At 62.8% G+C, this 18613-nt stretch carries 22 protein-coding genes and 1 other RNA gene; 9 read left to right on the forward strand and 14 right to left on the reverse strand.

The genetic code is table 11. From position 1 onward, the window contains the following. The first annotated feature begins 21 nt into the window (after positions 1-21). Positions 22-246, forward strand: a complete 225-nt coding sequence (locus tag QPK31_RS04595; RefSeq protein ID WP_290421761.1) for a TIGR04438 family Trp-rich protein — start codon at positions 22-24, stop codon at positions 244-246. 33 nt (positions 247-279) lie between these two features. On the opposite strand, the gene ilvD is transcribed toward QPK31_RS04595, so the two are convergent. Further along, entirely contained in the window at positions 280-1965 is a 1686-nt protein-coding gene (gene ilvD, locus QPK31_RS04600; protein ID WP_290421762.1) for a dihydroxy-acid dehydratase, read from the reverse strand. Positions 1966-2092: 127 nt separating this feature from the next. On the opposite strand from ilvD, the gene QPK31_RS04605 reads away from it, so the two are divergent. Next, positions 2093-2983 carry a LysR family transcriptional regulator gene (locus tag QPK31_RS04605; protein WP_290421763.1) on the forward strand — a complete coding sequence of 297 codons (891 nt, stop codon included), beginning with the start codon at positions 2093-2095 and terminating at the stop codon, positions 2981-2983. 1 nt (position 2984) lies between these two features. Further along, positions 2985-3812, forward strand: a complete 828-nt coding sequence (gene lgt, locus QPK31_RS04610; protein ID WP_290421764.1) for a prolipoprotein diacylglyceryl transferase — start codon at positions 2985-2987, stop codon at positions 3810-3812. 298 nt (positions 3813-4110) lie between these two features. Here the strand turns inward: lgt and QPK31_RS04615 are convergent, their stop codons facing one another. After that, positions 4111-4914 (reverse strand): sulfite exporter TauE/SafE family protein, encoded by an 804-nt coding sequence (locus QPK31_RS04615; RefSeq protein ID WP_290421765.1) that lies wholly within the window; start codon positions 4912-4914, stop codon positions 4111-4113. A 31-nt stretch (positions 4915-4945) separates the two neighbouring features. Next, complete coding sequence (locus QPK31_RS04620; protein ID WP_290421766.1) at positions 4946-5782, reverse strand: YdcF family protein; 837 nt, start codon at positions 5780-5782, stop codon at positions 4946-4948. Between the two features lie 175 nt (positions 5783-5957). Between QPK31_RS04620 and QPK31_RS04625 the strand changes: the two genes are divergently transcribed. Beyond that, entirely contained in the window at positions 5958-6365 is a 408-nt protein-coding gene (locus tag QPK31_RS04625; RefSeq protein WP_290421767.1) for a hypothetical protein, read from the forward strand. A 45-nt stretch (positions 6366-6410) separates the two neighbouring features. Here QPK31_RS04625 and QPK31_RS04630 read toward each other — a convergent pair whose 3' ends face one another. The 3 genes from QPK31_RS04630 to QPK31_RS04640 are packed head-to-tail and all read right to left on the reverse strand — an operon-like array spanning position 6411 to position 7478. Beyond that, positions 6411-6758, reverse strand: coding sequence for a rhodanese-like domain-containing protein (locus tag QPK31_RS04630; RefSeq protein WP_290421768.1), 348 nt, complete (start codon positions 6756-6758; stop codon positions 6411-6413). Positions 6759-6768: 10 nt separating this feature from the next. After that, positions 6769-7167 (reverse strand): hypothetical protein, encoded by a 399-nt coding sequence (locus QPK31_RS04635; protein WP_290421769.1) that lies wholly within the window; start codon positions 7165-7167, stop codon positions 6769-6771. After that, positions 7164-7478: an autorepressor SdpR family transcription factor gene (locus tag QPK31_RS04640; protein ID WP_290421770.1), complete on the reverse strand. Its 315-nt coding sequence runs from the start codon at positions 7476-7478 to the stop codon at positions 7164-7166. The genes QPK31_RS04635 and QPK31_RS04640 overlap by 4 nt, the downstream gene beginning before the upstream one ends. Before the next feature lie 234 nt (positions 7479-7712). Here QPK31_RS04640 and QPK31_RS04645 point away from each other — a divergent pair, with 234 nt between their 5' ends. After that, complete coding sequence (locus tag QPK31_RS04645) at positions 7713-8756, forward strand: S41 family peptidase (RefSeq protein ID WP_290421771.1); 1044 nt, start codon at positions 7713-7715, stop codon at positions 8754-8756. 40 nt (positions 8757-8796) lie between these two features. On the opposite strand, the gene QPK31_RS04650 is transcribed toward QPK31_RS04645, so the two are convergent. From QPK31_RS04650 to QPK31_RS04675, 6 genes are all read right to left on the reverse strand, one after another. Further along, a complete protein-coding gene (locus tag QPK31_RS04650; RefSeq protein WP_290421772.1) occupies positions 8797-9150 on the reverse strand; it encodes an antibiotic biosynthesis monooxygenase in 354 nt (117 codons plus the stop codon). 594 nt (positions 9151-9744) lie between these two features. Continuing rightward, complete coding sequence (locus QPK31_RS04655; protein WP_290421865.1) at positions 9745-10206, reverse strand: EVE domain-containing protein; 462 nt, start codon at positions 10204-10206, stop codon at positions 9745-9747. A gap of 97 nt (positions 10207-10303) precedes the next feature. Further along, a non-coding RNA gene (ssrS, locus tag QPK31_RS04660) (6S RNA) lies at positions 10304-10485 on the reverse strand. A 46-nt stretch (positions 10486-10531) separates the two neighbouring features. Beyond that, the gene (locus QPK31_RS04665) at positions 10532-10843 is read right to left on the reverse strand and encodes a cell division protein ZapA (protein ID WP_192049165.1); all 312 of its coding nucleotides are present in this window, start codon (positions 10841-10843) and stop codon (positions 10532-10534) included. Then, complete coding sequence (locus tag QPK31_RS04670; RefSeq protein ID WP_290421773.1) at positions 10840-11076, reverse strand: hypothetical protein; 237 nt, start codon at positions 11074-11076, stop codon at positions 10840-10842. Before QPK31_RS04670 ends, QPK31_RS04665 begins: the two co-directional genes overlap by 4 nt. 54 nt (positions 11077-11130) lie before the next feature. Beyond that, on the reverse strand, positions 11131-12132 hold the full coding sequence (locus tag QPK31_RS04675) for a lysozyme inhibitor LprI family protein (protein WP_290421774.1): 1002 nt from the start codon (positions 12130-12132) through the stop codon (positions 11131-11133). A 423-nt stretch (positions 12133-12555) separates the two neighbouring features. Between QPK31_RS04675 and groES the strand changes: the two genes are divergently transcribed. The 3 genes from groES (at position 12556) to QPK31_RS04690 (ending at position 15065) form a co-directional block, all read left to right on the forward strand. Next, positions 12556-12846 carry a co-chaperone GroES gene (gene groES / locus QPK31_RS04680; RefSeq protein WP_229440121.1) on the forward strand — a complete coding sequence of 97 codons (291 nt, stop codon included), beginning with the start codon at positions 12556-12558 and terminating at the stop codon, positions 12844-12846. Between the two features lie 43 nt (positions 12847-12889). Then, entirely contained in the window at positions 12890-14536 is a 1647-nt protein-coding gene (gene groL, locus QPK31_RS04685; RefSeq protein WP_290421775.1) for a chaperonin GroEL, read from the forward strand. A gap of 91 nt (positions 14537-14627) precedes the next feature. After that, positions 14628-15065 carry a hypothetical protein gene (locus tag QPK31_RS04690; protein ID WP_290421776.1) on the forward strand — a complete coding sequence of 146 codons (438 nt, stop codon included), beginning with the start codon at positions 14628-14630 and terminating at the stop codon, positions 15063-15065. Positions 15066-15104: 39 nt separating this feature from the next. Here the strand turns inward: QPK31_RS04690 and QPK31_RS04695 are convergent, their stop codons facing one another. Beyond that, on the reverse strand, positions 15105-15485 hold the full coding sequence (locus tag QPK31_RS04695; RefSeq protein ID WP_290421777.1) for a DUF5329 domain-containing protein: 381 nt from the start codon (positions 15483-15485) through the stop codon (positions 15105-15107). 369 nt (positions 15486-15854) lie between these two features. Here QPK31_RS04695 and QPK31_RS04700 point away from each other — a divergent pair, with 369 nt between their 5' ends. Then, complete coding sequence (locus QPK31_RS04700; protein WP_290421778.1) at positions 15855-16955, forward strand: NAD(P)-dependent alcohol dehydrogenase; 1101 nt, start codon at positions 15855-15857, stop codon at positions 16953-16955. 21 nt (positions 16956-16976) lie between these two features. On the opposite strand, the gene QPK31_RS04705 is transcribed toward QPK31_RS04700, so the two are convergent. Beyond that, positions 16977-18575 carry a methyl-accepting chemotaxis protein gene (locus tag QPK31_RS04705; protein WP_290421779.1) on the reverse strand — a complete coding sequence of 533 codons (1599 nt, stop codon included), beginning with the start codon at positions 18573-18575 and terminating at the stop codon, positions 16977-16979. Positions 18576-18613 lie beyond the last annotated feature (38 nt).

Below are 18613 nucleotides of genomic sequence, written 5' to 3' on the forward strand. Positions count from 1 at the left end.
CGCATTCCGGAGGAACCCGCCATGCCACTGATCCTGTTGATTCTTGCTCTCGTCGTCCTGCGCTTCTTCGACGTCTGGCGCTTTGCCGAGCTGTCCTGGTGGTGGATCGTCGGCCTGATGGTGTTCGCCTTCATCTGGTTCGAGTACATCGAAAAGATGCTCGGCTGGGACAAGAAGAAAGCCCACGACGAAGACGAAAAGCGCCGCCAGGCACGCGTGAAGAAGTCCTTCGACAAGCGCAAATAACAACCGGGGAATCGTCCCCGGCCGTCGTTCACATCAACCTGTTACCGCGCCCTTGCTCGCACTCGATGCCAGTTTGGCAAACTTGGCCAGCACGCCACGCGTATAACGCGGCGCCGGCTGGGTCCACGCGGCGCGGCGGCGCGCGATCTCGTCGTCCGGCACGTTCAGCTGGATCAGCAACTGGTTCGCATCGATCGTCACCGAATCGCCTTCCCGCACCAGCGCGATCGTCCCGCCCTCGAAGGCTTCCGGCGACACGTGGCCGACCACCATGCCCCAGGTGCCGCCAGAGAAGCGTCCATCGGTAATCAGGCCGACCGATTCGCCCAGCCCCTTGCCGATCAGCGCCCCGGTCGGCGCCAGCATTTCCGGCATGCCCGGGCCGCCTTTCGGGCCGAGGTAGCGCAGCACCAGCACGTCGCCGGCATTGATCTGGTCGCCGAGGATGGCGTCCATTGCAGAATACTCGTCGTCGAACACGCGCGCCGGGCCGGTAATCGCCGGGTTTTTCAGGCCGGTGATCTTCGCCACTGCCCCTTCCGGCGACAGATTGCCCTTCAAGATGGCCAGGTGGCCCTGGGCGTACAGCGCCTGATCGATCGTGCGGATTACGTCCTGGTCGGCGCGCGGGACGGATGGCACCTCGGCCAGTTCCTCGGCCAGGGTGCGGCCGGTGATGGTAATGCAGTCGCCGTGCATCAACCCGGCGTCGAGCAGCAGCTTCATCACCTGCGGCACGCCGCCCGCCTTGTGCAGGTCGGTCGCCACATACTGGCCGGATGGCTTCAGGTTGCAGATCACCGGCACCTTGCGGCGCACGCGCTCGAAATCGTCCAGCGTCCATTCGACGTCGGCGGCGTGGGCAATGGCGAGGTAGTGCAGCACGGCGTTGGTCGAGCCGCCGGTGGCCATGATCAGCGACACCGCGTTCTCGATCGACTTGCGGGTGATGATGTCGCGCGGCTTCAGGTCGCGCTTCACGGCTTCCACCAGCACGCGCGCCGATTCGGCCGCCGAGCCGACCTTTTCGTCGTCCGGGTTCGCCATCGTCGACGAATACATCAGCGACATGCCCAGCGCCTCGAACGAGGACGACATGGTGTTGGCCGTGTACATGCCGCCGCAGGAACCGGACGACGGGCAGGCGTTGGTCTCGATGCCCTCGAAGTCTTCCTGCTTCATGCGCCCGGCCGTGAATTCGCCCACCGCCTCGAACACCGACACAATCGTCAGGTCCTTCCCCTTCCAGTTGCCCGGCTTGATCGTGCCGCCGTAGACATAGATGCCCGGGACGTTGGCGCGGGCCAGTGCGATCATCCCGCCCGGCATGTTCTTGTCGCAGCCGCCGATGACGACCACGCCATCCATCCACTGGCCATTCACGCAGGTTTCGATACAGTCGGCGATCACCTCGCGCGAAATCAGCGAGAACTTCATGCCTTCGGTGCCCATCGACATGCCGTCGGAGATGGTCGGGGTGCCGAACACCTGCGGATTGCCGCCGGCTTCCTTCACCGCGCCAATCGCCACGTCGGCCAGCTTTTGCAGGCCCGAGTTGCAGGGCGTGATGGTGGAATGGCCGTTGGCGATGCCGATCATCGGCTTGTCGAAATCGTCCTTTTGATAGCCCATCGCGTAGTACATCGAACGGTTCGGCGCGCGGGCCACGCCTTCGGTGATATTGCTGGATCGGCGGTTGTAGCGCGGTGGGTTGGCCATGGCAAGACTCCTTGAAAACAGTCTCGAGAGAATGCCTTGCGCACCACGGGGCGTCAAATATAAGATTTGCCGGGCTGTGATATGCAAAACGTATCAGTCATAGTCAAAACCATGGAAATACATATCGATGAACCTTGAACTGCGCCAGCTGCGCTATTTCGTCACCGTGGCCGAAGAGCTGCATTTCGGCCGTGCCGCCCAGCGCCTGCACATGACCCAGCCGCCGTTGTCGCAAACGATTGCCGCGCTGGAGGACACGCTGGGCGCGCCGCTGTTCCTGCGCACCCGCCGCCAGGTCGAGCTCACGCCGGCCGGCGCCGCCCTGCTGCCCGAAGCGCGCCGCCTGCTGGAGCAAGCCGCCGCCATGCCGGAACTGGTGCGCCGCGCCGCCGCCGGCGAATCAGGGCGCCTGGCCCTGTCCTTCGTCACGCCGGCCGACTACAGCGTGCTGCCGCCCCTGCTGCGCGACTACAGCACGGCGTTTCCGAAGGTCGAACTGGTGCTGCAGGAAGCGACCACCGACGTGCAGATCGACGACCTGCTGCACGGCCGCATCGACGCCGGGCTCCTGATTCCGCCGCTGCCCGACAAGGCGCAGGCGCTGCTCGACTATGCCAGCGTGCTGGAAGAACCGCTGGTGCTGTGCGCGCCCACCGGCCTGCTGCCGGCGGACGGCGGGCCGGTCGACCTGCGCGCCCTGCCCCATCTGCCATTAATCATTTTCCCGCGCAAAAGTGCGCCGGCCCTCTACGACGCCATCCTCAGCTGCTTCCACGACGCCGGCATCACGCCATCGATCGGCCAGGAAGCGATCCAGATGCAGACCATCGTCAGCCTCGTGTCTGCGGGCATGGGCTTGGCACTTGTGCCACAATCCGTGTCGAACCTGCAGCGTCCCGGCGTAGAATACCGTGCCCTTGCCAATCCGACACCGCTGGTGGAACTCGGAGTGGCCTGGCGCCGCGACAATGCCTCGCCGGTGTTGCGGGGCTTTTTGGAATTACTGAGGAAAGAATAATATGCTGGTACACCCGAATCCGGACCCGATCGCGTTTTCGGTCGGCCCCGTGGACATCCACTGGTACGGCCTGATGTACGTGCTTGCGTTCGCGATGTTCATCATCCTGGGACGCGTGCGCATCAAGCAGCCGCACATCGCCGCGCAGGGCTGGAAGCCGGAAGACCTGGACGACATGCTGTTCTACGGCATGCTCGGTGTCGTACTCGGCGGGCGCCTGGGCGAAGTGCTGTTCTACCAGCCAGGCTATTTCTTCGAAAACCCGCTGGAAATCTTCAAGGTCTGGAAGGGCGGCATGTCCTTCCACGGCGGCTTCCTGGGCGTGCTGATCGCGATGGCGCTGTGGGCCCGTAAATCGAAGCGCAACATCCTCGACGTCTACGACTTCATCGCGCCGATGGTGCCGCTGGGTTACGCCGCTGGACGCCTGGGCAATTTCATCAACCATGAACTGCCGGGCCGCATCGCCGACCCCAGCCTGCCATGGGCGATGCTGTGGCCGAACCCGAACGGCATCGGCTTCCTGGATACCCCGCGCCACCCGTCGCCGCTGTACCAGATGCTGATCGACGGCATCCTGGTGTTCCTGATCCTGTGGCCGTTCGCACGCAAGGCGCGTCCGCGTTTGGCGGTGGGCGCGATGTTCACCCTGCTGTACGGCTGCGCGCGCTTCTTCACCGAATGGTTCCGCGTGCCGGACTGGGAAACCACGGTCATGGGCCTGCCGATCACCTCGGGACAAGTGCTGTCGCTGCCGATGATCGTCGCGGCGCTGGTCATGCTGGCCTGGGCGTATTCGCGGGATGGGAAGCAACCGCTGCGGGCATAGGACATAGGTGAAATCGGCGCTGCGGCGCCGATTTTTCTGTGCGATATCCCGGGTGCCGTTCAATTGTTAGCGTATCCCGTACGGTGGGCACCCCGTGCCCACGCGGGGACGTGCGTGTCCATTCACCGTTAGCGGTGAGGCATCGCTCGCTGGCTCCAAGCGGAGCCAGACAACATGCCAACGCTTTCGTCCATCGCATATTTCGCGAGCGGAACATCACCGCCAAAGGTGCAAGGAGACGCACGTAACCGCGTGGGCACAGCGTGCCCACCGTACGGTTCAAAGCCGCAGGCCCTGGTCAGGTCGCGGCTTTGTAGAACATGTACGCCGCCAGCGAATACAGGATCACCGCAAACACCCGCTGCAGCTGCTTCACCGGCATCCGGTGCGCGGTACGCGCTCCCACCGGTGCCATCACCACGCTGGCCGCGACGATGATCAATAAAGCCGGCACATAGATGAACCCGAGCGAATAGTCCGGCAAGCCCGGCTCGCCCCAGCCATACACGATGTTCGCCAGCGTGCCCGCCAGCGCGATCGGAAACCCGAGCGCCGCGCTGGTGGCCACCGCGTTGTGGATGCGCACGCCGCACCAGGTCATGAAGGGCACGGAGACAAAACCACCGCCCGCCCCCACCAGCCCGGCCAGCACGCCGATCACACCGCCCGCCGCGAACATGCCCGGGGCCTTTGGCAAATCGCGTGCGGCCGCCGGCTTCTTGTTGACCAGCATTTGCGTGGCCGAGAACGCGACAAAGACGCCGAAGAACATCGACAGCGTCGCCGTGTTCATCTGCTTGCCGATCCACGGCCCGACCGTCGAGCCGATCAGGATGCCCGGCGCCAGCAGCTTCACGATGCGCCAGACCACCGCGCCATGCTTGTGGTGTGCGCGCACCGAGGACAATGAGGTGAACATGATGGTGCCGAGCGAGGTGGCAATCGCCATGTGCACCACCAGCTCGTCGGGCACGCCGCGCGCCGTCAGGATCATGGTCATGAAGGGCACCAGGATCATGCCGCCGCCAACGCCGAGCAGGCCGGCGGCGAAACCGCCGAAGCAGCCCATGGCCAGCAGGGCCAGGATGATCAACGGGTCCATCGCGCCTCCCCGGGAATTGGCATGGCCGTCCTCATGCGCCGTAGCATTTTGCGTCGATGGCTGCATCCTTGCCGCCCGCACGCAGGCGGTACCAGATGCTGCCCATCCATTCATACAAGGCATAGCGCGAACGGCGCATGCCTTCGGGACCGGGCACCCAGGAATGCGGGCCCTGCGCCTGCTCGCTGAAGAACATGGTCGGCGCATTCACGACATCCAGCCCGGCGCGCTCGAAGGCGGCGCAGGAGCGCGGCATGTGCATGGCGTCGGTCACCAGCAGGATGCGCTTGACGCCATCGGCACGCAGCAGCGCCGCGCTGTCGATGGCGTTTTCGTTGGTATCGCGCGCGTGGCGCTCGACCCAGCGCACCGGCACGCCGAAGTCCTCGCGCAGTGCGGTGGCCATGGCGTCGGCTTTCACATAGGCGCGGTCGTGCGCGGGCGGATCGATGCCGCTGGCGCCATTGCCGCCGGTGACCAGCACGGGCAGCCCGGTGCGCCGCTGCAGGTGCGCCGCATAGCGCACGCGCGCCAGGGCGATGTAGTCGGGGATGTCGCGGTCGCCGTATTCGGGGGCATCCTGCAGGCGCCCCGAGGTCAGCACGACGATGGCCTGGGCGCCCGCCGCTTCCGGCGCCCGCAGCGGCTGGCTCATCGCCTCCAGCGGCGCGACCAGCAGGCGCGCGCCGCCGGTGGTGGACAGGAAGGCCATCAGCGCCAGGCTGGCGCCGGCGAGGATGGTGCCGGTACGCGGCCAGCGGCGCCGGATCAGGAGACCGATGACGATCAGCAGGAACAGGTTGGCGGGCGGAAGGATCCAGTCGCGTGGGATGAGGTTGATCAGGTCGAGCAAGGGTTGCAAGGTCATCGATGGGGGTTGTCAGGCCGATGTCAATCCGCCGGCAGCGTTTTCCGCGCCGGTTTCAGCCACGGTGCATAAGCGCGCGCAATGGATAGGCAAAGATATCGAATCAGTACGTTTCCAGAAGGATCTTAATAATATACTGATTGTTGCATTTAAATTATTCCCTCTTGGAGAAAACATGCTTGACCGTACTTTGTTCGTCCGCGCATCCAGCACCGCCGCTCTCCTGCTGGCGGCGCTGTCCCCGGCACATGCCCAGACCCCGACCCAGGCCTATTACGACATGTGCCTGAAGGCGGTCGACTTCCCGGCGCCATTCGGCGAATCGGACCTGAAAGGCAATGCCAAGCTGCCGGATTACTGCAAATGCTTCGCCCCAGCCTTTGCGGCGCGCGCCGAGAAAGCCGCACAGTACATGCGGGCCAATCCGGGCAAGCCACCGGCGCACACGCTGGAGCAATCGAATGCCGAGGAACTGGCCCTGCGTAACACCTGCCGCAAGCAAACCGGCTTGCCGGCTGCCGTGGATCCCAACGGGGCGGCGCCTGCTGCCGGCCAGCAGATACCGGGCCTGAAGCGCAAGTAAATCGCGGGCGCACGGCGCCTGGACGGCGCCGGCAACTGCAGATTGCTAGCCCCCGCTTTCCACCGGCAAGCCGGCGCCGACCCAGCCGGTGATCCCGGCCGACATCACGCGCACGTCCGCGTAGCCCAGCTTTTCCGCCTTGCGCGCCGCCTGCGGCGCCTTGCGGCACAGCGGATTCGAGCAATAAAACACCAGCGGCGCGGCGCGGTCCGCCGGCATCATGGCTGCCTCGAACTCCGGCGGCAAATTGATCGCACCCGGCACGCGCGCCTTCAGCCAGGAGTGGCGCGCATTCACGTCGACCACGGTCGTCGCGCCCTGCCCGCTGTGCTCCTGCAGCGCGTGCAACTCGCGCGGCGCAATCGACTTCAAGCCCATCAGCATCGCAAACATGGCCGCCTCCTCAACCGCGTGCAGCAGGCGAACCCACGCCGTAGCAGCGCAGGGCCGCCGCCAGCAGTGACGCGCCCAGCAGGCTGCCACCGACCAGGTGCATCGCTCCCAGCGGCGCGAAGAGCGCGGCAAGCATGTAGCCGATGCCGCCCAGCACCAGGCTCCAGCCGGCGAAGCGGCGTGCGGCCTGTTCGCGTTCGGGCGAGCAGCGCAGTTGCGCCAGCGCCGTCAGCGATTTCGGAATGGCGTTGGCGTAGATCACCACCACCGCACCCAGCAAGGCGGCCACGAGCCGGCGCTTCAACTCGTCGCTGATGTATTCGGGCGAGGCCCAGGCCAGCGCGCCCGATACGGCAAGAATCAGCGCCGCGCCAAGCAGCGGCCGGCCAAACGATGGGGCAGATTTCATGGTGTCTCCTGTTTCGATGTCGTTGTGGGATGGCCGTTTTCCGGCCGGGTGACCTGCAAACCAAACGTTTGCGCAAACGCCAGCAGCGCCTCCTCGAGCACGGACAGCTTGAGGCGGTAAGTGATGTTGCGCCCTTCTTTTTCGGCGTCGATCAGGCCGGCATTGACGAGCACCGCGAAGTGCGCCGACATGGTGGGCTTGGAGACGTCGAACATATCCGCGAGTTCGCCCGCGCCGATGGGACCCTGCTGCAGCAGTTGCAGGACTTTGCGGCGGGTCGGGTCGGACAAGGCTTTGAATACAGTGTTCATGGTTTGATTGTTAGCCAATCATCGAATTATTGCAAGAAAATATTTATGATGTTGCATGCCGACGTCGCGGCTCGGCCGGAACTGATTATTTCTCAATGCTTTAGAAAAGCATTTCGAATTGCTAGTACATAGCAATTATTATGCTATTCTTGTTTCAATTTGCTGCCTCATCGATGACATTGTCGTTTCTGATTTGCCCACCGCGTATCAACACCTGCCAACCCAGAGGAAAACATGAAAAGAAAATGGATGCTCATACCGGCTTTGCTGACATTGACGATGGCAGGCGCAATCGCCGGCGCGCCGCCGACTGGCGAGATAGATGGGGCCACCCGATCTGAGGTTATCGATGCCCTGGTTGCCAAGCTCAATGCCAATTATGTTTTTCCAGACAAGGCAAAACAGGCCGAGGCGCTCCTGCGCCAGCGCCAGCGCGAAGGCAAGTACGATGGCATCACGGACGGCAAACAGCTGGCCAAACAGCTGTCGGAGGACATCGAGGGCGTCGTCCACGACAAGCATATGCAGGTCGATTTCAGCGCCCGCCCGGTGCCGTCCGAAGAGTCGATGCCGCCGCCACCCCAAACGCGGGCGGAATGGGAAAAACAGGTGCCGCCCGCAGTGCTCGAACGGGTCCGCGCGTCCAACCTTGGCATTGAAAAGGTCGATCGTCTGGTCCCGAATATCGGCTACCTGCAGATCTCCATGTTCGGGCCGGTTTTCCTCGTCTCAGAAAAAATCGCTTCGTCGATGAATGCACTCGCCGACACCGATGGCCTCATTATCGATCTGCGCAACAACGGCGGCGGCGGGGGCGATTCGGTGGCGCTGCTGATCAGCTATTTTGTCGACGAGCGCACCCGCCTCAACGACACCTGGGAGCGTTCCACCAACGTCACGACGCAATACTGGACCCAAGATAAACTAGACGGCAAACGCTATGGCGGCAAAAGGCCGGTCTTGATCCTGACAGACGCCAAAACCAAGTCCGCGGCGGAAGCATTCGTGTACACGATGCAGGCGCTGAAACGCGCCACGGTCATCGGCGAGCGGACCTGGGGCGGCGCCCACGCCTCGCGCCCCTATCGCCTGGGCGCGCATTTTTATGCCGTGATCCCCAGCCGGCGCACCATCAGCCCCATTACCGGAACCAACTGGGAGGGCACGGGCGTTATCCCGGACGTCGCGGCAGCGCCGGACGATGCGCTTGCGGTAGCCAAGGACCTGCTGCAGCGCCGATTGCAAGGCAGCGCTTCGCCTGGCACCGCGGGACAGTGATCGACGTCGCTGGCGCCTGCAAATGCGCTCGCCTGCTCCCTTAGCCGGGAGCGGGCGATATCAGCAGGTCGGCAACGACCTCACCCCCGATTGGGCCGTCTACCAGTTCGGCGCATTCACGCATCCGGTTTCGCAGCGCGATCATGCGTGCAGTCGGTTCGGGCTGTGTCGCCCAGGCGCGTTCGGACGGCCATTGGGCGTACGCAAAATAATGGCCGTCGGTGCACCGATGCAGGCGCGATCCAAGGCCGCCGTGCGTATCGCGTATCAAAGCGGTGAGTTCCAGCCAGGCGTGCTCGAAGTCTGCTTCACGGCCGGGCGCTACTTTCCATCTGAAATAAATCGCGTGCATAACATCTTGTTTGGTTGTGGCCGATTGCGGATCTATTGTCATGGCCGCAATCGCCCCATTCCGGACATTCATCGAATTACTAACTCACTGCAAAGAAGTCAGCACTTTCGAAAATTTTGGCAGGCGTAAGTCGATTGATTTCTGTTGGAACTCGAACTCGGTGAGCGGACCTATGACCACCTTAGTCGGATCGGCAAGGTCCGTATCGTTTCTCGAGTCGACTATAAAGTAGTTGGTGTTACTTCGATCATTGTTTGGGTGCTGTTTCGCTACCAAGTAACGACCATCCCATCCCACAGCGAATACAGTGCTACCAACACGTTCTATCGAATTACCGTCCCCAAGGTCACGGCCAATCGAAGTATTTTCTGCAGTATCTATCCGTACAAGTGCGTACGGTCCTCCCTGCCACTCCACTCCAGAGTCGAATAGCGAACATGAAATCATGAGTCCGGCCACCGTGAGAATGACGAAGTAACGAAGTCGTTGAGCCATATATCTTGCTATTGTCATTGCAGCCATTTCATCCCGTTAAGTGGGTCTACTTCTGGGCCGATAGCAGACTGTCTGTATGGCTCAGTGTACGAACTCATCGTTGACAAGACAAGTTGCAGCGCCCTGCTGCCGCGCAAGGATTCAAGCGCGGATCGATTCGAGGATTTTATTCCACTGCCCCGGCGTCACCGGCGAAATGGACAGGCGGCTGCCTTTTTGCAGCAAGACCATGTCTTCCAATTCGGGAACCATGCGCATTTCCGACAGCGGCAGATAACGCCCCTGCTCTTTCGCTTTCACGTCGACCGAAATCCAGCGTGGTTGTTCCGGCGTGGCTTTCGGATCGAAGTAATGGCCGTCGCGATCGAATTGGGAAGCATCGGGATAAGGCCCGCTCGCCACTTCGGCAATGCCGGCAACACCAGGCACCGCGCAGCTGGAGTGATAAAACAGGATGCCGTCGCCGACCTGCATGGCGTCGCGCATGAAGTTGCGGGCCTGGTAATTGCGTACGCCGAACCAGGCGACCGTTTGCCCCGGCGCTGCAAGAACATCGTCGAAACTGACTTCATCCGGCTCGGATTTCATCAACCAGTAGCGCATCTGCGTACCTCTCGCCCAATAAAAACGCACGCAAAGGAAAGCGTGCGCGCATGAAAAAAACGGCTGCAAGCACAATGCCCGCAACCGTCTTTTGGAATATAGCCCCGCCTGTGCCGTATATGCCGGCATCCCAGAACCTGACGGCTCAAGGTGGTCGCAGTTAGCGCAATTTCGGGTTCGTCGAACTAGCGACGCTCACGCCCATCGCACATAATCCCGCAACCTATGCATACAAATGGTTCAAGGAATATATGGCAATCTCGAACACCGCAGGGTGCCTCGCAGTTTACTCGCTTGAACCGGGAAGTCAAACGTATTTGGACCCTTACGGCAAATTTTCTTGCGGGGCCAGGGCCTGGTCGAGCACGCTGTGCATGACTTCGAGCTTTTGTTTCACTTCTAGCATTGTCATATCGGAAAGTGGGCCTTGCGGCGACTTGACCGACAGGAATTCGGCGGCGACGCTGAGCGCGGCCATGACGGCGATGCGGTCGTTGCCCTTCACCTTGCCGGAATCGCGCAGCGCGGTCATCTTGCCGTCGAGGTAGCGCACGGCGTCGCGCAGGGTGGCCTGCTCGCCTTCCTTGCAGGCCAGGCGGTAGGGCTGGCCCATGATCGTGACATCCAGGTAAATCATTCGCGGGCCTCGGCGTTGGTGGGTGCTTCTTCCTCTTCGGCCGGTGCGGGCAATTGCTCGATGACGGCCTCGATCCGATGCTGGGCCTCGACCAGGCGCTCGAGGAGCGCCGTGTTCACTTCATTGAGCAGCACGTTGGTCTGGCGCAGTTGCGCATTTTCGCTGCGCAGCGATCCGACCAGCGCGGCGAGGCGCTCGATCTTGTCGGATAGGTCTTGGAATTCGGAAATCATTCGTAACTATAGGTCTGATAAGGTTTGACAGTCAACAAGAGAGCGTGGCAGTTGCTAGCTCAGCTCTTCCAGGAGTGCCTTCAGCATGGCCGTGCGCTGCTGGGTGAAATAGGCGCGCCAGGCGTGCGCCGGGACAGCAGGATACCTGAGCTTGCCGAATTCCACCCACGCGTCGCGGTAGGTCAGCCAGATGCGCTGGGTCGCCTGGATGTCGGCCATCTTGATGGTCGTGTATTCCTGGGCCGGCAGGCGCCGCAATTGTCCGTACACCGTATTCAGTTCGCGATCGAAGGCCTGGTCCTGGGCGGCGCTGAAGCGCGGCAGCTTGCCGCGCTCGAAGGCTTGCAGCGCAGCCAGGAAGGCATCCTTCTGCGCGTCTTCTTCCTCGACAACCATCGCACCGCGCGCCGTGCCGCTGAGGTCGACCTCGTTGCCGCCGCGCGCCTCGACGAAGCGCGACAGGCTGTTCAGCAGGCGCGAGAAAGCGGCCCGTTCGTTCGGCTTGAATGTGGCGGCGATCGCAGCCAGCGCTCCCTCGCGCTTGACGTCGTCCTGGGCCGCACCCAGCGAAGCGCAATAGCCCATCATCATGCCGCTGGTGACGTCTTCGCAGAAGTCGATGGTCTGGCCGGCTGCGCTTTTGCCTGGCGCCATGTCATTCAAGTGGGTCAGCCGTCCGCTCAGTTCGGCCGGCGCGCCGCCGGCCGCGCAGGCCGCCTTCTTCGCCAGTTGCAGGTTACGTGCGACGCCCTGCCCGTTCGCGTACAGCATCATCAGCACGCCCGCCTTTTTCGAGAACACATCGTCGTCCTTGTCCGGCGTGAAGGCGCAGTGGCGTGCCTTGACGAAGTCGCGCGGCTGGCGGATGCCGTAGTAGAGCGCAGGCGCGTCGCAGCTTGCCAATGCCGCCTGTTGCGCGGCGCTCGGCCGGTCGACGGCGGGATAAGCCAGTTTGCCGAGCGCGGCGCACTCGGCCTCGGGCGCATTCGGCCCGGCGGCATGGACACTGCCGGCAGCGAGCGCGGCAAGCAGGAGGCAGGAAAGGTGTCGACGCACAGGCAACTCTCGGAAAGACGCGGCAGAGCACGGATTGCACGAATTGTAAGCTCATCCGCTGAAGTCCACCGTTCGGCTGTCGTCAAGGTGCGGTTTGGTCGAGTTTGATCTATGTCATTACCAGCCAAGAGTGCGGCGAGTAGCGCCGAATCAATGCTAACCTCCGCGTTTATGCTTTTCGCCACACCTTCGCTGGACGCCTGCATGCATCGTGACGTCTGGCCCACTTTGATCCGGATCAACCAGGCACAGCCAAATTCGCAACATGGCAACTTGAAATGCCGAATTATCGTCCCTATAATTAGCACTCGTTAGTTGAGAGTGCTAACAACTCTTTCCCGCCGCAGCGTTCAGGTCCCACCGGGCGATGCGGCAACCAACGCAGATTAACAGCTAGTCCACACACTGAATAAGGAGTTTTGCATGAACCTTCGCCCTCTGCACGATCGCGTTATCGTGAAGCGTCTCGACCAGGAAACCAAGACCGCCTCGGGTCTGATCATCCCTGATGCCGCGGCTGAAAAGCCAGACCAGGGCGAGATCCTGGCTGTCGGCGCCGGCAAGGTCCAGGACAACGGCCAGCTGCGCGCACTGGAAGTCAAGGTCGGCGACCGCGTCCTGTTCGGCAAGTACTCGGGCCAGGCCGTCAAGGTCGATGGTCAGGAACTGCTGGTGATGCGCGAAGAAGACATCATGGCCGTCCTGGTCTCGTAATCCTCCCCACAGAACATCTACCGAATAAACGGAGAAACAGAAAATGGCAGCTAAAGAAGTAGTATTCGGCGACGCAGCGCGCGCCAAGATGGTCGAAGGCGTCAACATCCTCGCCAACGCAGTCAAAGTCACCCTGGGCCCGAAAGGCCGCAACGTCGTGCTCGACCGCTCGTTCGGCGCACCGACCGTCACCAAGGACGGCGTCTCGGTCGCGAAAGAGATCGAACTGAAAGACAAGCTCATGAACATGGGCGCGCAGATGGTCAAGGAAGTCGCCTCTAAAACCAGCGACAACGCCGGCGACGGCACCACCACCGCGACCGTGCTGGCACAAGCCATCGTGCGCGAAGGCATGAAGTTCGTTGCCGCCGGCATGAACCCGATGGACCTGAAGCGCGGCATCGACAAGGCAGTGGCTGCCACCGTCGAAGAGCTGGCCAAGATCGCCAAGCCATGCACCACCTCGAAAGAAATCGCCCAGGTCGGCGCGATCTCGGCCAACTCGGACTACTCGATCGGCGAGCGCATCGCTGAAGCGATGGAAAAGGTCGGCAAGGAAGGCGTCATCACCGTCGAAGACGGCAAGTCGCTGAACGACGAGCTGGACATCGTCGAAGGCATGCAGTTCGACCGCGGCTACCTGTCGCCTTACTTCATCAACAACCCGGACAAGCAAGTCGCGATCCACGACAACCCGTTCGTCCTGCTGTGCGACAAGAAGATCTCGAACATCCGTGACCTGCTGCCGGTGCTGGAGCAAGTTGCCAAGGCTGGCCGTCCGCTGGTCATCATCGCCGAAGACATCGAAGGCGAAGCGCTGGCGACCCTGGTCGTCAACAACATCCGCGGCATCCTGAAGACCGTTGCAGTGAAAGCCCCTGGCTTTGGCGACCGTCGCAAGGCCATGCTGGAAGACATCGCTGTCCTGACCGGCGGCCAGGTCATCGCCGAAGAAGTCGGCCTGACCCTGGAAAAGGTCACCCTGGCCGAACTGGGCCAAGCCAAGCGCGTCGAAGTCGGCAAGGAAAACACCATCATCATCGACGGTGCAGGTTCGGCTGAAAACATCGAAGCGCGCGTCAAGCAAGTGCGTATCCAGATCGAAGAAGCGACCTCGGACTACGACCGCGAGAAGCTGCAAGAGCGCGTGGCCAAGCTGGCCGGCGGCGTTGCCGTGATCAAGGTTGGCGCTGCCACCGAAGTCGAAATGAAAGAGAAGAAAGCACGCGTGGAAGACGCGCTGCACGCGACCCGCGCTGCGGTGGAAGAAGGCATCGTGCCAGGCGGCGGCGTCGCCCTGCTGCGTGCCCGCGCCAACCTGCAAGTGCAAGGCGACAATCCTGACCAGGAAGCTGGCATCAAGATCGTCCTGCGCGCCATGGAAGAGCCGCTGCGCATGATCGTCCAGAACGCCGGCGAAGAAGCATCGGTCGTGGTCTCGGGCGTCCTGGCTGGCCAGGGCAACTACGGCTACAACGCTGCCAACGGCACCTACGGCGACATGGTCGAAATGGGCGTGCTGGATCCAGCCAAGGTCACCCGCTCGGCCCTGCAGAACGCAGCGTCGATCGCCGGCCTGATGCTGACCACCGACTGCATGGTTTCGGAAATCGCCGAAGACAAGCCAGCCGGCGGTATGGGCGGCATGGGTGGTATGGGCGGCATGGGCGGCATGGACGGCATGATGTAATGCCCGGCGCCGGTTCGCCGGCGCTATGCTGTTGTATGCTGAAGGCCCGCGGGGTTTGCGCCCTGCGGGCTTTTTGTTTTAGGAGAATAGTTTGGTTACAGTAAATGCAGATGAACTCGAGGACGCGGTCCTGACCGTGTCGGACCCGGACACCCCGGATGAGGGCTGGGTCTGCCTCGACACGGGCGCGGTGTACCTGCGTTCGGACGCGCTGGACGAGGAGCTGGCGCCGCTGCCGGAAGACATCGACACCTCGAACCGCTATGTGCCGGTGCCGCGCGTGGGCAGCCTGGCGCTAGGGCTGGAGCTGGTGTTCGATTTCGCCGACGCCGCGCTGCCCGACAATGCGGAACGCGTGCGCGCCATGTTCAAGCGCGCGGGCGGCTATCGTGAGTTCAGCGAGCTGGTCGAGCAGAAGGGGCTGAGCGGGCACTGGCATGTGTTCCGCGAAGCGCAGACGCGCGCGGTGCTGGGGGCCTGGTGCGAGCAGCATGGCCTGCAGCTTGCGGAAGCAGAACTGCCGAATTGAACGATCGAGCCTGCAAGGTGTGCGCCTTGCAGGCTTGTTTTATTTCGGCGCGCGGTTGCGGAAGCGCTGCAGTTCTTCCTTCAGGTAGCTTGCGCTGGCGACGGGTTTGCCGCTGCCGCATTTCACCTGGTAGGGCTTGCCGCTCATGCTGCTTTCGGTGGCGGCCCTGGCGATGAAGGATTCGGCGTCGGTGACCAGTTTGCGTTTGACGAGGTAGTCGTATTTCTGCTGCAGGTGGCTGCGCGCCTCGGCGCCGGCGTGCCAGCTGCCGTTGCGGTCGAATTGGCAGCCGGGGGTGGCCACGTAGTCGAGCAGGTGGGCGATTTCGGCCTGGGCGCGGGGGTCGGGGGCGGCGTGGGCGGTGGTGTGCAGGGTCAAGGCCAGCAGCATGGCGCCGGCGAGTGGTCGTATGAACGTCATGCGATCTCCTGTTATCGGGGCTGTTGCCTGTCATGGTATCGGAATGCATCGTCCGCGTGGGCACAAGTGCCCACCCTACGGGATACGCTGCGTATCCGGGTTTCGTATGATCTCGCTGCCAACGGTGATCGCTCGGGTTTCATATGATCTCGCCGATAATGGTGACCGTAGGGTGGGCACCCGTGCCCACGCGGATCATGCACACCATTAACAGAACAGGCAACAGCGCCCACCAAGCCTGCCGACCAAATACCAATTCATCCGCCAACCCACACAATCTGATCGCGTTACCGCACTGAGCGCGCAACCTAACAGACGCGCCTATCATGCCGGCCTATGGTCTTCGATCCACCTTCAACCGGAGCGAACATGATCAAGGTCACTGGCTACGCGGCCAAGCACTCTTTCAGCCGCCTGAAACCCTACGAATTCGAACGTGACGACCCCAGCGCGCACGAGGTCGAAATCGACGTCCTGTACTGCGGCGTCTGCCACTCGGACATCCACCAGGTGAAAAACGAATGGTCGAACACGGTCTACCCCTGCGTGCCCGGCCACGAGATCGTCGGCCGCGTCACCAAGGTCGGCGCCGCCGTGAAGCGCCATGCCGTGGGCGACCTGGTCGGCGTGGGCTGCATGATCGACAGCTGCGGCACCTGCCCGGCCTGCCAGGACGGCGACCAGAACTACTGCGGCGGCCCGAACAGCTGGTTGGCCACCTACAACGGCCCGATGAAGCCGAAAGCGAAAGCCGGCGGCAAGAACATCTACGGCCGCGACAACACCTTCGGCGGCTACTCGAACATCGTGGTCGTAAAGGAAGATTTCGTGCTGAAGATCCCGGCCAACCTGCGTCCCGAAGTGGCCGCACCGATCCTGTGCGCGGGCGTGACTACGTGGTCGCCGCTGCGCCGCTGGGGCGTGAAGGCCGGCGACAAGGTCGGCGTGATCGGCATGGGCGGCCTCGGTCACATGGCGGCGAAACTGGCGAAAGCCCTGGGCGCCGAAGTCACCCTGTTCACCACCACCAAGGACAAGATCGAGGAAGCGCAGAAGCTGGGCTTCAAGGCCGTGCTGGAAAAGGACAAGGACGCCTTCGAGGAACTCGAAACAAGCTTCGACTTCATCCTCTCGACCGTGCCCGAGAAGCACGACCTGAACCCCTTCACCGCCCTGCTGAAACAGGACGCCGTGCTGTGCGTGGTCGGCGCGCTGGAACCGCTGGCGCCGCTGGACAACATGCAGCTGGCGCAGATGCGCCGCTCGGTGGCCGGCTCGCTGATCGGCAACCTGGCCGAGACCCAGGACGTGCTCGACTTCTGCGCCGAGCACAATATCGGACCGGAGATCGAGATGATCCGCATCCAGGACATCAACGACGCCTACAAGAAGGTCGAAAAGGGCGACGTGCGCTTCCGCTACGTGATCGACATGGCCTCGCTCAAGGAAGAGATCGCCGGCGAGGCCTGAGTCTTCAGCTGATCGCCGGCGTCAAGCCAGCAAGGGACGCAGCGGCTGGGCGGCACGGGCACCACGGCCCTGCTGCGGCGGCTGCGCGTTGTCGCTCAGCTTGAACACGCTGACCGCCTCCAGCAGCTGGCCGGCCTGCTCGTGCATCGCGTTCGACGCGGCCGCCGCCTGCTCGACCAGGGCGGCGTTCTGCTGGGTCACCTGGTCCATCTGCGTGATGGCCTCGTTGATCTGGCCGATGCCGACCGTCTGCTCGCCGGTGGCGGCGGTGATCTCGCCGATGATGTCGGTCACGCGCTGCACGCTGCCGACGATTTCCGTCATGGTGGCGCCGGCCTGGTCGACCAGGCGCGCGCCATCGTCGACCTTGGTCACCGAGTCGTCGATCAGGTCCTTGATTTCCTTGGCCGCATTCGCCGAGCGGTGCGCCAGGTTGCGCACTTCGGTGGCCACCACGGCAAAGCCGCGGCCCTGCTCGCCGGCGCGCGCCGCTTCCACGGCCGCGTTCAGCGCCAGGATGTTCGTCTGGAAGGCGATGCTGTCGATCACGCCGATGATGTCGGCGATCTTTTTCGACGATTCGTTGATCGACGCCATGGTCTGCACCACCTGTTCCACTACTACGCCGCCGCGTCCCGCCACTTCGCTGGCCGAGATCGCCAGCATGCTGGCCTGGCGCGCATTGTCGGCGTTCTGGGAGACGGTCGAATTCAGTTCTTCCATCGAGCTGGCCGTTTCCTCCAGCGAGCTGGCCTGCTGCTCGGTACGCGACGACAGATCGAGGTTGCCGGCCGCGATTTCCGACGAGGCGGTAGCGATCGCATGCGAGCCGCCGCGGATCTCGGTCACCAGGCCGTGCAACTTGGCATTCATGTCGGCCAGCGTGTCTTGCAGCACGCCGATCTCGTCCTTCGTACAGGCTTCGCTGCGGCTGGTCAGGTCGCCGGCGGCCACGCGCCGGGCCAGCGCCACGGCCGACTGCACCGGACGGGTGATCGAACGGGTCAGCCACCAGGCGCACAGGCTGCCGAAGGCCACGCTGAGGGCGCCCAGCAGCAGCATGGTGCGGCGGCTGTCGTTGCGGGTGAAGCGGATTTCGTCACGCAGGTCGTCGACCTGCTTGCGCTGCAGCGCTACCAGGGCCTGGATATTCGCCTGGTAGGCCTGGGCCGCCGGAATGTAGACCTTGTCGTGGACCTGCATGGCTTCTTCCACCTTGCCTTCGCTCTTCAGGCGCACGGCTTCCTTGCGTCCGCCGGCATAACCGTCGCGCAGCGCCATCATCTTCTCGAAGATCGCCTTTTCTTCCGGCGTGGTGAGAAGCGCCTCGACGTCTCTCAGGTAACCCGTGGCCTTGGCATTCGTTTCTTCGATGTTCCTGGCAAAGAAATCGGTCAGCGAAGGATCGCTGCTCTTGATGATGGCCGAGGTACGGATCACGGCCACGGCAATGTTGCTGGCCCAGTCGCCGATCAGGCGCTCCTTCTTGATGGGTTGGGCCAGCATCTGCTCGGCGGCTTCGGCCACGGTGTTGAGTTTGACGATACTGATGGCCGTGACCAGGATGGACAGGGCCAGGACAAGGGCAAAACCGAGCGCCAGACGGTGCCCGATTTTCATATTCGATAAGAATGTCATAGGAGAAAAGATTCCAAGAA

This window comes from Massilia sp. YIM B02769, from assembly GCF_030411995.1.
GTDB lineage: Bacteria > Pseudomonadota > Gammaproteobacteria > Burkholderiales > Burkholderiaceae_D > Telluria.

Coding starts and splice junctions, on each gene's coding strand:
- QPK31_RS04620 (WP_290421766.1), bottom strand. CDS start 5,782: ATGACCTTGCAACCCTTGCTCGACCTGATCAACCTCATCCCACGCGAC.
- QPK31_RS04605 (WP_290421763.1), top strand. CDS start 2,093: ATGAACCTTGAACTGCGCCAGCTGCGCTATTTCGTCACCGTGGCCGAA.
- QPK31_RS04595 (WP_290421761.1), top strand. CDS start 22: ATGCCACTGATCCTGTTGATTCTTGCTCTCGTCGTCCTGCGCTTCTTC.
- lgt (WP_290421764.1), top strand. CDS start 2,985: ATGCTGGTACACCCGAATCCGGACCCGATCGCGTTTTCGGTCGGCCCC.
- QPK31_RS04650 (WP_290421772.1), bottom strand. CDS start 9,150: ATGACAATAGATCCGCAATCGGCCACAACCAAACAAGATGTTATGCAC.
- QPK31_RS04670 (WP_290421773.1), bottom strand. CDS start 11,076: ATGATTTCCGAATTCCAAGACCTATCCGACAAGATCGAGCGCCTCGCC.
- QPK31_RS04665 (WP_192049165.1), bottom strand. CDS start 10,843: ATGATTTACCTGGATGTCACGATCATGGGCCAGCCCTACCGCCTGGCC.
- QPK31_RS04705 (WP_290421779.1), bottom strand. CDS start 18,575: ATGAAAATCGGGCACCGTCTGGCGCTCGGTTTTGCCCTTGTCCTGGCC.
- QPK31_RS04615 (WP_290421765.1), bottom strand. CDS start 4,914: ATGGACCCGTTGATCATCCTGGCCCTGCTGGCCATGGGCTGCTTCGGC.
- QPK31_RS04625 (WP_290421767.1), top strand. CDS start 5,958: ATGCTTGACCGTACTTTGTTCGTCCGCGCATCCAGCACCGCCGCTCTC.
- groES (WP_229440121.1), top strand. CDS start 12,556: ATGAACCTTCGCCCTCTGCACGATCGCGTTATCGTGAAGCGTCTCGAC.
- groL (WP_290421775.1), top strand. CDS start 12,890: ATGGCAGCTAAAGAAGTAGTATTCGGCGACGCAGCGCGCGCCAAGATG.
- QPK31_RS04645 (WP_290421771.1), top strand. CDS start 7,713: ATGAAAAGAAAATGGATGCTCATACCGGCTTTGCTGACATTGACGATG.
- QPK31_RS04635 (WP_290421769.1), bottom strand. CDS start 7,167: ATGAAATCTGCCCCATCGTTTGGCCGGCCGCTGCTTGGCGCGGCGCTG.
- QPK31_RS04640 (WP_290421770.1), bottom strand. CDS start 7,478: ATGAACACTGTATTCAAAGCCTTGTCCGACCCGACCCGCCGCAAAGTC.
- QPK31_RS04655 (WP_290421865.1), bottom strand. CDS start 10,206: ATGCGCTACTGGTTGATGAAATCCGAGCCGGATGAAGTCAGTTTCGAC.
- ilvD (WP_290421762.1), bottom strand. CDS start 1,965: ATGGCCAACCCACCGCGCTACAACCGCCGATCCAGCAATATCACCGAA.
- QPK31_RS04700 (WP_290421778.1), top strand. CDS start 15,855: ATGATCAAGGTCACTGGCTACGCGGCCAAGCACTCTTTCAGCCGCCTG.
- QPK31_RS04695 (WP_290421777.1), bottom strand. CDS start 15,485: ATGACGTTCATACGACCACTCGCCGGCGCCATGCTGCTGGCCTTGACC.
- QPK31_RS04630 (WP_290421768.1), bottom strand. CDS start 6,758: ATGTTTGCGATGCTGATGGGCTTGAAGTCGATTGCGCCGCGCGAGTTG.